Origin of the sequence: Microbacterium sp. 18062, from assembly GCF_902706225.1 — a bacterium.
Taxonomy (GTDB): domain Bacteria; phylum Actinomycetota; class Actinomycetes; order Actinomycetales; family Microbacteriaceae; genus Microbacterium.
This window is the reverse complement of the sequence record NZ_CACSKB010000523.1, coordinates 1-414: the sequence shown is the minus strand read 5'-3', so window position 1 is coordinate 414 and position 414 is coordinate 1. Positions and strand designations below refer to the sequence as shown.

General features: G+C 67.9%; 1 protein-coding gene. It reads left to right on the top strand.

Annotated elements, in window-relative coordinates; translation table 11 throughout:
- On the top strand, window positions 1-414 hold a 414-nt coding region (locus GVL03_RS21035; protein WP_159502730.1), incomplete at both ends, for a GNAT family N-acetyltransferase.

The following is a 414-nucleotide window of genomic DNA, read 5'->3' as shown; positions in this document are numbered from 1 at the left end:
GCACATGCCCATCCTCACGCACCTCTTCAACCAGGGTGGACGGTTCTTCATGGCCTGTGACCGGAACGACCGGCCGGTCGGCTTCGTCCGCCTCGCGCGATCCGGGCCGGACTGCGAGATGGTGCTCGTGATCGGCGACCGCGAGAACTGGGGCCGCCGGCTGGGCGGCAGCGCGATTGCCGAAGGGATGAAGCGGGCCTTCTTCGACCTGCGGGCCGAGAAGCTCATCGCGAAAATCCACACCGAGAACACCCGCTCGCTGAGCGCCTTCCTGCGCTGCGGCTTCGAGCCCGAGAGCGAAACGCCGACGACGCTGCAGTCCTTCTCCGTGACCGCGGAGCGCTACCTGAAGCTCCTGCGCGACCGGACCCTCGGCGGGCGCGGCGACATCCACATCACCGAGATCGACAAGGC